This window comes from Flavobacterium sp. Root186 (assembly GCF_001428525.1).
Taxonomy (GTDB): Bacteria; Bacteroidota; Bacteroidia; order Flavobacteriales; family Flavobacteriaceae; genus Flavobacterium.
In genome coordinates this window covers 795,614-810,950 of sequence record NZ_LMHW01000013.1, presented here as the reverse complement: position 1 = coordinate 810,950, position 15,337 = coordinate 795,614, and the positions used below count along the sequence as shown (strand labels likewise).

At 30.6% G+C, this 15,337-nt stretch carries 11 protein-coding genes; 3 read left to right on the top strand and 8 right to left on the bottom strand.

The genetic code is table 11. The features are described 5' to 3' along the window. Positions 1–48: 48 nt before the first annotated feature. The 4 genes from ASD98_RS16850 to ASD98_RS16835 all read right to left on the bottom strand — a co-directional run bounded on the left by ASD98_RS16850 (position 49) and on the right by ASD98_RS16835 (position 7,846). On the bottom strand, positions 49–2,019 hold the full coding sequence (locus ASD98_RS16850) for a DUF3857 domain-containing protein (RefSeq protein WP_056206450.1): 1,971 nt from the start codon (positions 2,017–2,019) through the stop codon (positions 49–51). After that, the gene (locus ASD98_RS16845) at positions 2,019–3,953 is read right to left on the bottom strand and encodes a DUF3857 domain-containing protein (RefSeq protein WP_199866307.1); all 1,935 of its coding nucleotides are present in this window, start codon (positions 3,951–3,953) and stop codon (positions 2,019–2,021) included. Before ASD98_RS16845 ends, ASD98_RS16850 begins: the two co-directional genes overlap by 1 nt. Further along, entirely contained in the window at positions 3,928–7,182 is a 3,255-nt protein-coding gene (locus tag ASD98_RS16840; RefSeq protein ID WP_056206446.1) for a toxin-antitoxin system YwqK family antitoxin, read from the bottom strand. The genes ASD98_RS16845 and ASD98_RS16840 overlap by 26 nt, the downstream gene beginning before the upstream one ends. 226 nt (positions 7,183–7,408) lie before the next feature. Next, positions 7,409–7,846: a DUF4268 domain-containing protein gene (locus ASD98_RS16835; protein WP_056206444.1), complete on the bottom strand. Its 438-nt coding sequence runs from the start codon at positions 7,844–7,846 to the stop codon at positions 7,409–7,411. A 92-nt stretch (positions 7,847–7,938) separates the two neighbouring features. On the opposite strand from ASD98_RS16835, the gene ASD98_RS16830 reads away from it, so the two are divergent. Together ASD98_RS16830 and ASD98_RS16825 are read left to right on the top strand one after the other, a co-directional pair. After that, positions 7,939–8,592: a CoA pyrophosphatase gene (locus tag ASD98_RS16830; RefSeq protein ID WP_056206443.1), complete on the top strand. Its 654-nt coding sequence runs from the start codon at positions 7,939–7,941 to the stop codon at positions 8,590–8,592. 123 nt (positions 8,593–8,715) lie between these two features. After that, positions 8,716–9,525, top strand: a complete 810-nt coding sequence (locus tag ASD98_RS16825) for a 1-acyl-sn-glycerol-3-phosphate acyltransferase (RefSeq protein WP_056206441.1) — start codon at positions 8,716–8,718, stop codon at positions 9,523–9,525. Positions 9,526–9,694: 169 nt separating this feature from the next. Here the strand turns inward: ASD98_RS16825 and ASD98_RS16820 are convergent, their stop codons facing one another. From ASD98_RS16820 to ASD98_RS16810, 3 genes are all read right to left on the bottom strand, one after another. Further along, complete coding sequence (locus ASD98_RS16820; protein WP_056206439.1) at positions 9,695–10,327, bottom strand: hypothetical protein; 633 nt, start codon at positions 10,325–10,327, stop codon at positions 9,695–9,697. Positions 10,328–10,335: 8 nt separating this feature from the next. Continuing rightward, the gene (locus ASD98_RS16815) at positions 10,336–10,830 is read right to left on the bottom strand and encodes an RNA polymerase sigma factor (RefSeq protein WP_007810116.1); all 495 of its coding nucleotides are present in this window, start codon (positions 10,828–10,830) and stop codon (positions 10,336–10,338) included. A gap of 160 nt (positions 10,831–10,990) precedes the next feature. Next, complete coding sequence (locus ASD98_RS16810; RefSeq protein WP_056206437.1) at positions 10,991–12,052, bottom strand: DUF3810 domain-containing protein; 1,062 nt, start codon at positions 12,050–12,052, stop codon at positions 10,991–10,993. Positions 12,053–12,229: 177 nt separating this feature from the next. Between ASD98_RS16810 and ASD98_RS16805 the strand changes: the two genes are divergently transcribed. Further along, entirely contained in the window at positions 12,230–13,690 is a 1,461-nt protein-coding gene (locus ASD98_RS16805) for an aminoacyl-histidine dipeptidase (protein ID WP_056206435.1), read from the top strand. 240 nt (positions 13,691–13,930) lie between these two features. On the opposite strand, the gene ASD98_RS16800 is transcribed toward ASD98_RS16805, so the two are convergent. Continuing rightward, entirely contained in the window at positions 13,931–15,241 is a 1,311-nt protein-coding gene (locus ASD98_RS16800) for a DUF389 domain-containing protein (RefSeq protein ID WP_056206433.1), read from the bottom strand. Positions 15,242–15,337: the final 96 nt, after the last annotated feature.

Below are 15,337 nucleotides of genomic sequence, written 5' to 3'. Positions count from 1 at the left end.
ACTGTCGGGTTTTGTTATTTAAAGCAACATTATAATTACTGAAAAACTTTATTGTGTTACGATAACCACAATTTTATTAAAATCTGCAGCTGCATTTATAACTGCTTTGTACTGGTCGAAGCTGGTTAACGGGTAATTGATAATATTGTAAAACTCTGTGTTTTCAATTGTTACCACGTTTTTGTCTTGAGAATAATTACTTGTAAAAGCAGCTTCAGTTTTACCATTAAGATCTGTTTTGAAATTCATTACAAATTTATCCAGGTTTTTAATGGTTGCACCTTCGGGTAAAATAATTTTAATTTTTCGGGTGTAATAATGCGGATAATCGATTTCTACAGGAAGCGCTCTTTTGTTTTCCTGATAAAATTCCATTTGTCTCCCAATTGTCTGCCCTACAGAAAATAAATAATTTCCTCCAGCTTTTTGCATCATTTCTTTTCCATCAAATGTTAGATTTAATTTATATGGTTTTTTACCAATAAATTCAGTACCATCATTCTCTGTAGTAAGTGTTTTATATTCAGTTTGCAGCGTATAATTTTCAGAAATGGTTTTTAGCATGGTTTGATATTGATCGTTAGAAACAAAATCTTTTATTGGCTGAAAATTTAAACCAGAATATCCTCCATAAGTCATATTACTTGTAATTAATGGATTTTCGATATCTTTTGTAAAATCGGCTGTAATATCCATGTAATCATGTGTAATTTCTGTTCCCGGAATTTCAATAAAATTTATTTCTCCAATTCCCATAGAGAGACCGGCAAAAATTTTCTCTTTAATAAATAAACCATTATTGTTTCCTAAATAACTAGGGAAGAGTGGTAGTCTGTATTCTACTTCAGTAGGTGTTAGGTATTTTTTGATATTTGGAAAGTAAAACAAAAACTCATCTAAATTTTCGTAACTCTCAAAATCTTTATCAAAAGGAATTTTATATCGATTTGAGGTAAAAACAAGATTCTGTTCGATTTTAAAATATTTAAAAACCGCAGCATATAATTTAATAATATCTAAACTGTTTGCTTGTTTTGAGCTGATAATATCGCTTAGACCAGCTTTAGAGTCTGCGTATTTATCATAAATAATTGTTTTTTTAATCTTATTTTCAATGTTCCAGATTTGTTCCTGAGGATCTTTAGACACAGGAATATTTCCGCAGAAAGATGTGATAGCCTTTTCTTGTTTTTTATCCAGTACAGGATTAATTAATTCAAAGGTTGTTGTGGCATATTCTTTAAAATTGCTTAGGTTTTTTTGACCTGAATAAAGATTTGCATCTAATTTGTATCTAAAGAGTTTTAGTTTTACATCTCTATTAGAATATGCTTCGTCATCATTTAAGCCTATAATATCTTTTTCAGAAATAGTTAGAACTTTTTTATGTTCAAACTTTTTTTCATCTAAAACAGGTTCACTTAAACCGTTATAAGATTTGGTTTTGAAAACAAGATGAGCCGGAGTGATTAATTCGAAGTTAAATTCGCTGATTGGATATTCATCCTGCATTTTAACCGTGTTTCCTTTTAAATCTGGTGCTTCTTCTATAATATACAATTTTTCAATAACAGAACCTTTTTCAAGTCCGTTAATCGCAAAGTAATTGTATTTCATTCCTTTTTCCTGATCAACTTCTTCTTTAATGTCTTTTTTATCCAGAACGCTTATTTTTCCATTCTTTAAAATTACACGCACTTTTGTAACCAAAACATTTTCGTTATCACCAAAGGGAATATAAATTTTGTTATTTCGTTCGATGGCATCGTCTGAGTTTATATACTTTTTTTCATGTATCAAACGGTATTGTTTTGCAGTGTTTTTGTCTACTACAACTTCTATTTTTAAATTACGGCTTAGAATTACTTCCTTTTCGTTTTCATAATTTTTAGGAATTTCAATCTTTGTATCTTTTTCGTTCCAGTTATAGTCCTTAAAAGTGTAATCCTGAGCAAAGAAAAACGTAGTGTTGAGCAATGCCGCAAAGAAAAAAATGGTTTTTAATAATTGTTTTTTCATTATTTTTCGAGTAAAATTATAGTTTCGTTATAATTAGTTTTTAATTTTTTGATTGTAGCATTCCAAGGCTCAAAATCAGGTTTGTTCAGTAATAATTTCTTTACCGTAAGACTTACATTGAGATATAAAATATTGTTTTTCAATTCATAAATGAAATTTGCTTTTACATAATCATTATCTAAATCAAAGTTTTTTGGCAGATATTTTATAGTATTATTTTTTGGAATTTCTAATGTATACTGCGTTGAGAATTTTGTTAAATATTCAAATTCGTATGGTGAAACGCGATCTTTTGAAATGATTACTTTTTCTAAAAATTTATCAAGGAATAAATTGACATATGTTTCCTTATCTACTTTTACAATATAATTATCGAGATCAAAATTGTAACTTATGGTGTATGGTAAATCTTTATTAGAAAGGTTTTCTTCTTTAAAATCCTTCAGGTTAAATTTATTATTGCCTTTTAAAACTAAAGATTTAATCATATCCTGGCGTGTTTTGTTTGATGCATCGCCAATTTGCATTAAAACATGACTTCGGTTGTAGCCATAACGATCAATTTTTGCGTTTCCGATTAATTTACTGTTTTCAATTTTTAGGTTTACAACTTCCTTAATTTCATTTAAATCGCCTGAAATGACTGGAACCGGATAAATCTTGTATTGATCATTTTCTGTAAAAAGAACTTCTTTTCCCTGAATAAAAGCAGTAGGAATTCCGTAACGGGTTTCTTTATCTGTACCATCAAGAAAAATATAATCATTATCTTTTTTAAAAATTGCGATCATATGATTGTCTACAGACGGAGTGGCCAAATCATTGTAAGAATAAGGAATACTTCGGGTTCCAATCCAGGCAATAGTTACATTTTTTAGACCCGCATATTGAGACATAGTAGATATTAGGTTTGCCATATCCTTGCAGTCACCAAATTTTCTTTCAAAAACTAAGCTGGCTTCACGAGGAATAAAACCTTCATAACCATCCTCAAAAGCAATATATTTGATGTTTTCTTTTACCCAATAGAAAATACTTTTAACTTTTTCTTCTTCTGTATTTTTCTCTTTTGTAATGTCAAGTGTAAGGGCTTTTAAATCAGGATCTTCTTTTTTGTTTAGATCTTTTACAAATGATTTGTAATAGTTGTATAATTCATTTATCTCGCCTAAAACCGGAGTCGTTTTATTATTTATTGTATACTCCTTAATGTAGAAATCAACATGAGGTACTATATATAAATATCCGGGAGCACTATCTTCAAATTTAGCTGGTTTTATGTTTGAAGAAGCCCATTTGTGTATCAACTTCCCTTTTTTTTCAGTTTTAGAATAGGTAATCGTTTTATCCGGATCATTAAAAATTTTATAATCTATAACAACATTTTTGTCTGTTCTCACTTCTAAAACAGAATTTTGAATAGGCAGACCTCCTCCAAATATATATTTATGAAGCAAATGCGGGTCTAAAAACTGAGTCTGGTAATGATAAACTTTTTTAGCTCCGGGTTCTATGCTTGGAAATGTAAGCTGACGTTCTTTAACGTCATTGTAGAATATAGAGCTTTGCTCAGATTGTTTTTCAATAGTCTGAGTTACTTTTAGTTTTTTTTCTTTTCCGTTATCACTTAAGACCGTATAAGCATCATAACTTTTTAAGGGAATTAATCCAGAATAGGAAAAAGATTCCTTGTTATTAATGATACCATTTTGATTCAAAATCATTGACTCATAATGTGTGTCTTGTAAAATTTTCAATCCATTGTTTTCAATTGAAATATCATACAGTTCAGAGTTATCAATGACAACTTCATTATAATCCGGATATAAAATTTTAGTATCCTGAAAAGACTTTTGTGCTGTAATTATAGTAGAATATGCAACAATAAAAATGGTCAGGAAAAAAGATTTATTTGATAATATCGACCAATTCATCTGAATCATATTTTTTAGTTTGTACTAGTTTTCCAGCGTTATAAATTAATGTGTTTCCGTGTAATTCGTCATTTTTTAGCGAAATGTCTGCCCATAGCTGTCCATCTTCTTTAAAGTATTGCTGCTGACCGTCGTAGTCATTATTAACAAAATGCTCTTTTTTATAGATTTTTCCATTTGCATAATATTCAATACGATCACCATCAAGCACGCTGTTACGATAGTTACATTCATAATCTGCTTTTCCATCGATATTGTTAATGATAAACTTGCCATCAATATTTCCTTTGACAATATTAAACTGAATAGCAGTTTTTCCATTAGGATATAATGATGAGACTTGTGCCGTTTGATTTTCAATTAAAACTTTTTCGTTTAATTCGCCAGTCTTATTTTTTTTGATAAAGAATTTTGGAATATTGTTTTCATATCCTACAATTAACACTGGTTCGCCTTTCTGATTGAAATAAGTCACATTTCCTTCATCAATATCGTTCAGGTGATTACTTTCAGATAACTTAGATTTGTTACTGTAATATCTTGTGGTTTTTCCGTTTTCAAGACCAAGAGTATATTCTAAAGTCAGCCTTAAATTACCCACATAATCGTAATACTTGTTTAAGCCATTTAATTTACCATTGTAGTAATTGTTCTCTACCAGAATTGACCCCAGCGGACTATACGCTTTGTAAGCGTTTTGAAGAACACCATTTTTGTACTCGCTCTCTACAATTTTAGTTTTAAGTTTGTCTTCTGCAGTAAATTTTCCGTTTAATACGCCATTAATGTAATTGCAGTTTTTTGTATAAATTCCATTATTGAAAGTCGTGCTAAAATTTCCTGTTTTATTTTTAAAGTCAATACTATTTTCAATCTTGTCATTGCCATCAAATGTATTCGTGTGAGTTAAATAACCGAATAAATAAGTATCAATACTTGATATTTTTCCGTTTTGAGAGTATATAATTTTATCAGAATTAAATTCGTTGTTAATTATAAAACCTTCTGAAAGGGTTTTACCATTTGAGTAAAAAGTTGTAAAAGGACCATTTTGCTCTCCTTTATCATAATGATAAATCTGGCTTAATTTATTAGCACTATAAACCTCATAAATCCCGCTAATTGTGTCGTTAACAAAGTTATTTATAGAAGAAACATCTCCGTTACGAGTATAATTTGTAGCAATACCATTGTTTTTTCCATTGCTGTATGACTCTTTTAAGCGTACTATTTCTGAACCATATAAATACTTCCATTCGCCGCTCTTTTTTCCTTTTTCAAAATTCCCAACTATACGTGGTGACCCATTATAGTTTTTTACTTCGAAATTCTTTTTACTTAAACTAACTTCTGTCCCCGCAGGAGATTTTGCAGTAAATTGAAGCCCCGATTTTAATTCACCAGCTTTGTATTTTTCTTCAAAAAATTTATTTCCCTGATTATCAAAGTAGGCATAGCTTTCCATTTCTTCTTTATTGTTGTATAAAGTTTCAGATGACTTGTTGCCATTTTCGCCGTATTCAACAGACTTGGTAATTTTACCGGCAGTATAACTGTTTTCTCTTTTTAAAGTTTTGTTTGGATAATAGCTTTTAAATGTTCCTTCGATCACTCCGTTTTTATATAAAGCTTCAGATTGAATTGTTTTACCATCATAGTATTGAACATAATTACCTTCAATACTATCATTAATACAACTATATGTTTCTAAAATATCTCCTGATTCATTGTAATGAACATATTTACCATTCAGTTTGTTTTTAGAATATTCCATTTCACTTTTCTTGGTTCCGTTTTCATACAAACAAATAAAGGTCCCGTCTTTTTCTCCATTAATGAAATTTACTTCACAATTTTTACCTCCGTTAGGATAATATGATGTGCTGAGTCCATTTAAAACATCATCCTTATAATTCTCAGTTAAAGAAATATTTCCATTTTCATAATAAGTAGTTCTTTTTCCGTTTAGTTTTCCGGCTGTAAACGATTTTTCTTCAATAAGGTTTCCTTTAGTATTAAAGAATTTTTGTAAACCATCGAGAACGCCGCTTTTAAAATTAAGTTCGCTTCCTAAATTTTCATATTCATTTAGATATTTACATTTACCATCAAATAATCCGTCTACTTGTTTTCCAACTATATATGGTCTGTGCTTGTCAATAGAAACGATTACCTCTTCGGTATTTCCAAACATATCCAGATTTCTTTTTCCAAAAACGGACCAGAAGTCTTTTTGAATATAATCATCGTTAAAAGAGTTAATTTTTTTCTTTTGCTTATTTAATTCCTTGCCAACTCTGTCTTCTATAGAAAGCAGACTATAATAAGAATAACCTTCTAACTGATTTTTTTCAACCATTTGTTTGATCCATGGAATGTAGGTTGTTTCAAAAAAACCATCTTCCATTTTATGCCCGGCAGCATATTCAGCAACAGCCTGAACTTGTCTGGTTAGATTATCATCTATGCTTGATTTAATTTTATATACTTTTTTTAAGGGTAATTGATTTCTTAAAATAGTTTCTATTTCTTCAAAATTATCACCAGATTTAGAGAAAACAACTTTATTATCAGCGATATAATTCTGACCATAGTTTGCATTTAAATTTGTGATAGCCTGATTAGCATAAGGACCCATTGGAGAAAGAACCAGATAAGTCATAAGTGCTAATGTACCTTCGGTAATTTTCCCGTTATCAAAAGCTGTAACTCCTAATAAATAATGAGAAGATGCATGGTTTGGGTTTTTTGTAAGGATGTCCTTTAAAACATCTACAGCTTTTTGAGATTCGTCTTTTCGTATATATAGAACAGCGAGATTGTACAGAAATACAGATGAATTGCCTAAATATTTTTTTCCTTCGTTGAATATTTTTTCAGAAGCTTCATATTCTTTTTCATTACTTAAAAAAATAGCATAAATCTGAAAGAGTTCAGGATTTTCGTCCATTTTTCCTTTTTTATGCAAATCTTCGAGAAAAGCTTTTAGTTCACTTTTTTTCTCCTGTGCACTAAGTGTTAATGCAATTTCATACTGAGCAGTTAAGTATTTAGGATCAGTTTTACTAATTTTTTTGTATTCCTTTAATGCTTCATCATATTTTTTTTCATTGTGTAAATTGACACCTTTATTAATAATGGAATCGGTGTTGTACACAAAAGCATAATCAGTTTGGGAATAGTTTTTTGAAAATAAAATTAAAAAAAGGAACAGTAAAAATTTTCTCATTGTATAGGTTTAGGTTTTTCCAAATATAAAAATTTTGACCTAATATGCACCTAGTATAAATACTTCTTTATAAATTATTTTTACAACCGAAAAAAAAACTTTGTACGGCTATGTTATATGGCTTAATAGAAGTAAAAAAAATACCCCGGCAAATTTAAAAATCCACCGGGTTCGCTATATAATAAAAACTTAGAACCTTAGCACCTGAGAACCTCAGGACCTTTTTCTAAGATTCAATATCCTTAATAAATTCATCATATTCCAGATAAAACATTTCAAGAGCATGCATGTTTTCGCTGAAGAAATCAAAAATAGCATCCCAGTTATTGCGATTGCTAAAACCCACTCCCAGTTTTTCAACCCAAATTCTGCTGATAGTTTTACCACTTTCTAAAGTGTAGTTTTTCTCGAAAACTAAATCTTTAATAAATTCCTCTTCGAGAATATTTTTTAAAGCTTCTATTTTTTCAAAATAAGCATTTCGTTTTTCATCGCTTCGGTGTTCGATGTCAATTAAAACCTGCGCTTTTTTATTGTCTACATAAAATTTAAAAGAGAAATCTTTGATTTTGGTATCATAAAGAACCCATTTTCTTGGATACTTTTCTGCAAAAGCAACCCAAAATTCCCTTTTTATTCTTTGTGATTCTTCTCTGCTGTACATTTTTAAGGCTTTGTTTTAGAAAACTTGTAGAACCGCATTTTCTAGAGTATATTTATATTTTTAATTTGAAAGTACAAAAATAAACTTTGAATATGGATTTTCAAGATTTTTTGCAATATGTTCCTAATTTAATTCCAGTTGAACTCCCGGCAGAATCCTCACACGCAAAAATGGCGCCTCTGGAACGCATTCAGGCGTTGAAAAATTTAGATATTGACGCAAAAAATCCAAGAATTGCTGCCGTTATGATGTTGTTTTATCCCAAAAAAGAAAAAACACATTTAATTCTAATTGTTCGAAATGCATACAATGGTGTTCATTCTTCGCAAATTGCATTTCCGGGCGGTAAATATGAACTCACAGATCGTGATTATCAGGAAACAGCTTTAAGAGAAACTAGCGAAGAAGTTGGTGTTCTTCCTGAGAAAATTGAAATCATAAAGCATTTTACACCTATGTATATTCCGCCAAGTAACTTTCTGGTGCATCCTTATTTAGGAATTGCTAAAGAAGAACTTGCATTTTATCCCGATGTCCGAGAAGTAGCCGATGTTCTCGAATTGCCATTATCTGTTTTTTTAGATGATGAAATTATAATCGAAACCAAATTATCAACTTCTTATGGAAATGATATTTTAGTTCCTGCATTTAATATTCAAAACCATATTGTTTGGGGGGCAACCGCAATGATTTTAAGCGAATTGAGAGATGTTCTAAAATTTACTTTTTCAGAAAAATCACAATAACCTTAATTTAACATTTTGATAATCATTGAGATATGGATTTATTTCGTAAATTGTGTATTAGTATTGCTAAAAGAATAATTTTTGTATGTTTGCGACTTAACCTAAAAAATACAAAACAACGTTATGGGATTGTTTAAACGAAATCCTTTTGGGCATATATTATTCATCAAGAAATGGTTAATCCGTATTTTGGGAGCCATGACTCATAGAAGATATAGAGGTTTTAATGAATTACAGATTGAAGGATCTGAAATTATTAAAACACTTCCGGAAAGAAACGTTTTGTTTATATCCAATCACCAAACTTATTTTGCAGATGTTGTGGCGATGTTTCACGTGTTTAACGCAAGTTTAAGCGGACGTCAAGATACTATTAAGAATATTGGTTATTTGTGGCAGCCCAAAATGAATATTTACTACGTAGCAGCAAAAGAAACAATGCAGGCCGGATTACTGCCAAGAATTTTAGCTTATGTGGGAGCAATTACCGTAGAAAGAACATGGCGCGCAAAAGGTGTTGATGTTACTGAAAAACGTGACGTAAACCCAAATGATACCGAAAATATCCGTATTGCCCTTGAAGACGGCTGGGTTATTACCTTTCCGCAGGGAACAACAAAATCTTTTAAGCCGGTTCGTAAAGGAACAGCGCATATAATCAAACAGCATAAACCTATCGTAATTCCTATTGTTATAGATGGTTTCCGTCGTTCTTTTGATAAAAAAGGACTTCGTATGAAAAAGAAAAATATCCTGCAGTCTTTCATTATCAAAGAACCTCTTGAAATTGATTATGAAAACGACACAATCGAAGAAATCGTAGAAAAAGTAGAATACGCTATCGAACAGCACCCATCATTTTTAAAAGTAATTCCAGCCGAAGAAATCAAAGCGCAGGAAGAACTAAATAAATTTAGACAGTGGGAGTATTAGGAATTTTAGATTTCTGATTTTAGATTGTTTTTTTTGTTTCAAGTTTCAGGTTTCAAGTTTCAAGTTTCAAGTTGCCTAAATAAAACTTAGAACCTTAGTATCTCAGAACCTTAGAGCCTTAAAAAAGGAAATCTTTGAACCTTTGTGCCTCTGAACCTTTGTACCTAAATTAAAAATCTATTTTCTTCAACTCCTTATAATTCACGTATAATCTGCGTAATAAAGTCCCGTACAACAATCTGTAAAAACACCAGAACAATCCAAAGAAACCTAATATTACTAAGGTTAAAATTCCAATTGTGGTAAACATTGCTTTTCCGTTCATAGCAAGTTTTTCTCTTAAAAAAGCCATATCAGGATTGTAAACAAAAGCAATGAAGAAACTTAAGATCGATGTAATTACAATCATTCCTAAATTGTACCAAACATAATACTGAACTGTTTTTCTGGTTCTTAAAATGGCACTCATTAAAGATTTGGTGGCAACAGTTGTAGAAATTGTAGTGTAGTTTTTATAAAAGATAAATACAAATATCAACCCGACTAAATAATTTAAATAAGTTAAATATTCAAGCGTAACCACAATTTCAGGATGATTTATTTTTCGCAAAACATCATCAGTATTGATAAATAAGTTTGAAAAAGTCCAAAACGAAATCTCCAAAATACTGATAATCAAAATCCATTTCACAATTGAAGATGATTTTTTGTGAATCATTTTATAGATTTCTTTTTCAGAAATTTGTTCAAAAGAATCAGAGTTCTTTTTCCAGTCTTTTTTTAGTAAATCCAGTTCTTTCATAATAATTTTTAAGGATTTAGTATTTTTTTAAGTTTCCCTTTAATTCTGTTCATTTTCACGCGCGCATTCACTTCGCTGATTCCTAAGGTTTCGGCTATTTCTTGATAATCTTTGTCTTCTAAATACATAAAAACTAATGCTTTTTCGATGTCGTTAAGCTGATAAACAGCTTTGTACATCAATTTAATCTGTTCTTCCTCTTCATAGTTGTAATCAACATCTTTTACAAAATGCTGATGACTCTCATAATCTACGGTAGATATGGTTCTTTTGGTTTTGCGATATAAGGTAATGGCAGTATTTAAAGCGACACGATAGGTCCAGGTCGAAAATTTACTGTCGCCTCTAAATTTTGGATAAGCTTTCCAGAGCTGAATAGTGATTTCCTGAAACAAATCTTTATGAGCATCTTCGCCGGCAGTATATAATCTACAAATTTTGTGGATTATATTCTGATTTGCCTGCAATTGCGCAACAAATGACTGTTCTAGATTTTCGCTCATAAAAGTATTAGTAGTGTTGAAATCATTTTTGTTACAGGGCTTGACTTTTTTTCGCCACGAATTTCACAAATTTCTCAAATTGCTTCTCAAAATAGTAAAGATAAAGTTGAGTTTTAGTTTTTATAAATTTGTGATAATTCGTGCAATTCGTGGCAGCTTGCTACAGTTGTCGCGTTTTGTAGTAATTAATCATCAAATCTATAAACTTACTGTAACTTTCCATTCCATCTTTCTGATTGTTTGATTTTAAGAAACTATCATATACAAAATGAAAACCTTCATCAATAAAAGTATCATATTGTTTCCAAAAATCCTGACTTTCCTGATAATTTTTTAAAATACCCGGATTAACCTGTTTTTTTAAAATCTCGAAGATTTTCTCGTTTTTAAACTTCCAAATTCCCAGGCAATAACGCAAAGCAAAACTATATCCTGAATATTGAAAATATAAATTGTCATTTTTTACAGACGCCAAAACGCCTATAAAATTACATTCGTTCTCACTGGCAAAACCTATCTGATGTGCCATTTCGTGAGATGCTGTAAGCGGAAAAGAATACATTGGTAACAAATTATTCACCTGTGCCTCATTTGTAAAAGGGTTCAAATAACCGCCAAATCCCATATAAGTTAATGGTACACTGAACAGCGATTTTTTTACGCTTAAAGTCTCATATTTAAAATAAGGATGTTCTTGAGCTAAATTGTCATATCCATTTAAATTTATCTTAAAAACTTCTTCCTGAGTATATGGAAAACTAATTTTTTCGCTTTTGTTTTTTGTAATTTTAAACTGAATTTCATTCGTTTTGACAATCAGTCTTTTTGTAAAGGCCAATAAATCAGCATCGGTATATTCTCTTTTAATTTCCATTTTTTCGAAAAGAGGTTTGCGATAATAATTGAAAGCCCAAAGCACATGAAAGAAAAAGTAAAAAACAGAAATCTTGCCTATAATTTTTAAAAGATGATCTTTCCAATCTGTCTTCCATGTTTTTCGAATTCTCCAAAACCAGCTTATCATAGATAAGATTAAAACTGCGTAAATACAATCGCCAACAGAAAATGAAATTTTGCCTAAAAGCATTCTTGAGAAATGCGAAATTCTAATGTATAAATTATTGCTGTAAAGGCCTTCTACAAAATCAGGAAAAAATGGCAGGATTTTTAAAAAGATAATCTGAACTAAAAGAAATAAGGGTAAAATATATTTTGATTTCACAGTACAATTTTTGGATACGTAAATATAAATACAATTATTATAACTAAAAAAGAATTGTATTTGTGGAATTTGGTTTTAAAGATGATAATTAGTGGTAATTCGTGAAATTTGTGGCGAAAAAAAATATAAACTTTGTAACTTTGACATTCTTAATTGTTAAACTTCAAACAAAATATAATGAGTCAGGAAATAAGAAATCTGGAACCAAAAACACTTTGGAACAAATTTGCAGATTTAAACGCCGTTCCGCGTCCGTCAAAGAAAGAAGAGCGTGTAATCGAGTTTATGAAAAACTTTGGAAACAGCTTAGGTTTAGAAACTTTTGAAGACGAAATTCGAAATGTAATCATTAGAAAACCGGCAACTCCGGGAATGGAAAACCGTAAAGCCATTGTAATGCAAGGTCACTTAGATATGGTTCACCAAAAAAATGCTGATACCGTTTTTGATTTTGATACGCAAGGAATTGATATGTATGTGGATGGTGACTGGGTTCGTGCTCGCGGTACAACGCTTGGTGCTGACAATGGATTAGGAGTGGCAACAATTATGGCAATTTTAGAAAGCAAAGACATTCCGCATCCTGCAATTGAAGCTCTGTTTACAATTGATGAAGAAACTGGAATGACTGGTGCTTTAAATTTAAAAGGAGGAATTCTTCAAGGTCAGATTTTATTGAATCTGGATACTGAGGAAGATGATGAAATTGATATAGGATGTGCTGGTGGAATCGATGTAACGGCTACAAGAGGTTATAATGAAGAAGAAGTTCCGGAAAGCTCAGTTGGTTATACTATTACCGTAAAAGGCTTAAATGGAGGTCATTCTGGAATGGATATTCATAAAGGTTTAGGAAACGCTAATAAAATCATGAACCGTTTATTATTTGATGGTTTTGAAAATTTTGGATTACAGGTTTCTGAAATTAACGGAGGAAGTCTTAGAAACGCAATTCCTAGAGAAAGCGTTGCTAAAATTATTATCTCTCAAATGTTTGATGAAGCGTATATTTATGATATGCAGGAAATTATTTCTGATATCAAAGCAGAATATAAAACAACCGAACCAAATTTATCTATAGAGATCGTAAAAACTGATTTACCTGAAAAAATAATGGATTTAGGTGTTCAGGAAGGAATTATCAGAGCGATTTATGCTGCGCAAAATGGAGTTTATAAAATGAGCGCCGATATGGCTGATTTGGTTGAAACTTCAAATAATATTGCTCGCGTTATTGTAAAAGACGGAGAAATTTTGGTGGGATGTTTAACACGTTCTTCTGTAGAATCTTCAAAATTTGATTTGGCTAATTCGTTGCGTTCTGCTTTTGAATTAGTTGGATGCGAAGTTGAACTTGCTGGTTCTTATCCAGGATGGACTCCAAACGTAAATTCAGAAATATTAGAAGTTTTAAAAGAAATTTACGAAAAGCAAAATGGCGAGCAGCCAAAAGTTGTGGCTTGTCATGCTGGTTTAGAATGCGGAATTTTAGGAACAAATTATCCGGATATGGATATGATTTCTTTTGGGCCAACCATTCACGGAGCACATTCTCCAGACGAAAGAGCTAGTATTTCATCTGCGCAAAAATATTGGAAATTTGTATTAGAAATCCTTTCGAATATTCCAGTTAAATAAAGTTTTAAGTTTACAGTTGCAGTTTTCAGTTTCACTAGAGACTGAAAACTGCGACTGTAAACTAATTAATCTCTTTTAGGAGAATTTTTCTTCTCTCTTTTTTCTTCTTTCTTTTCTTTAGCCGTTTTTAACGGTTCTTTTTTTGTCGTTTTTTTAGCATCCTGACTCTTTGCCATAATATTTTGATTTAGATAATTAACTTATTTTAAAGTAAATATAAGTCCTATTTTTGATTTTATATTATTTATTTTGTTGATATACTTCAATTGAATCTTTTGCGAGTCTTTCTTTTAGCCATGCTTTTAATTTTTTTTGCGTTTCTAAATTGATATCTTTTTTGCTTTGGTAAAGAATAATTGGAATTACTTTCAAGTTATCTGTTTCAGTTTCAAAAGTATAATTTCCAATTGCAAGAGAACTTAATTCAGGAAACAGAATCTTTGCTTCATTGTTAATTTGATTGGTGTTGAACTGATATTTAGATAATTGATTTCGAAGATTGTTAATAATAACATCTTTTTGGTCTACGACATTTTGATTGTTGTTTATTTGATTCAGTATATCTTTTCTTAAATTCACTGTATCTTGTCTAATAATCAGTTTTGTATTGGTTATGTTATAATCTGCCAGTTTTTTATTGAGATCGGAAATTTCAATATCGTTGAATTTTTTAGTTAAAAACGCCAATTCAATTCTTCTAGGGCTGACATTATATCTTATTTTTTTATAAATAATAGGGTAATCATTGTTTAGGAATTCATTCTGAATAAAAACTTCAGTTTTAGAAGTATAGCTTTTTTGATCATACAATTGATAGGCAAAATAAATACTTGGCATAATTAAGAGTAAAATTAAAACTGACACGCCGTATTTAACTCGTTTTTCATGTTTCAAATCAAGTTGTTTTGCAATTGGATAATTTAAGTATTTGACGATCATAAAAGTTGCAATACATATAAAAACACAATTGATAGCATAAAGGTACATTGCACCCAGGAAATACATATAATTTCCAATTGCCAGGCCATAGCCGGCTGTGCAAAGAGGAGGCATTAAAGCAGTTGCAATAGCCACTCCGGGAATTGGGTTTCCTTTTTCTACTCTTGTTACGGCTATTACGCCTACTAAACCTCCAAAAAAAGCAATTAAAATATCGTAAATATTTGGGGATGTTCGAGCTAATAATTCGGATTGAGCTTCTTTAAACGGACTAACATAAAAGTAAATTGCTGAAGTGGCTAAACTTACTGCGGTTGCGATTATAAGGTTTTTAATTGATTTTTTTAAAAGTTCAAAATCATACATTCCTAAACCAAAGCCCGCACCAACAATTGGTCCCATTAAGGGTGAAATTAGCATTGCTCCAATAATTACAGCAGTTGAATTTACATTTAAGCCAACAGAAGCAATAATGATAGCACAGGCCAGAATCCAAATGTTAGAACCCCTAAAAGATACAGAACCTGATATGTTTTCTATTACAGATTTTTTGTTTTCTTCTCCTTTATGAAGATCAATAAAATTTAAGATTTTTTGAGTTAGATCTGTCATGGTATTTATTAGAATTACAATCGAAATTCCAATTTTCGATAAAAGTAAGTATGTCTAATTTAATGAAAAAAAGATTAAATACTGCGTTTATCCATT

Bases quoted from the DNA above. Each gene is read 5' to 3' on its own strand.
- ASD98_RS16840 (WP_056206446.1), bottom strand. From the start codon at position 7,182: ATGAGAAAATTTTTACTGTTCCTTTTTTTAATTTTATTTTCAAAAAAC.
- ASD98_RS16850 (WP_056206450.1), bottom strand. From the start codon at position 2,019: ATGAAAAAACAATTATTAAAAACCATTTTTTTCTTTGCGGCATTGCTC.
- ASD98_RS16815 (WP_007810116.1), bottom strand. From the start codon at position 10,830: ATGAGCGAAAATCTAGAACAGTCATTTGTTGCGCAATTGCAGGCAAAT.
- ASD98_RS16830 (WP_056206443.1), top strand. From the start codon at position 7,939: ATGGATTTTCAAGATTTTTTGCAATATGTTCCTAATTTAATTCCAGTT.
- ASD98_RS16825 (WP_056206441.1), top strand. From the start codon at position 8,716: ATGGGATTGTTTAAACGAAATCCTTTTGGGCATATATTATTCATCAAG.
- ASD98_RS16820 (WP_056206439.1), bottom strand. From the start codon at position 10,327: ATGAAAGAACTGGATTTACTAAAAAAAGACTGGAAAAAGAACTCTGAT.
- ASD98_RS16835 (WP_056206444.1), bottom strand. From the start codon at position 7,846: ATGTACAGCAGAGAAGAATCACAAAGAATAAAAAGGGAATTTTGGGTT.
- ASD98_RS16805 (WP_056206435.1), top strand. From the start codon at position 12,230: ATGAGTCAGGAAATAAGAAATCTGGAACCAAAAACACTTTGGAACAAA.
- ASD98_RS16800 (WP_056206433.1), bottom strand. From the start codon at position 15,241: ATGACAGATCTAACTCAAAAAATCTTAAATTTTATTGATCTTCATAAA.
- ASD98_RS16845 (WP_199866307.1), bottom strand. From the start codon at position 3,953: ATGAATTGGTCGATATTATCAAATAAATCTTTTTTCCTGACCATTTTT.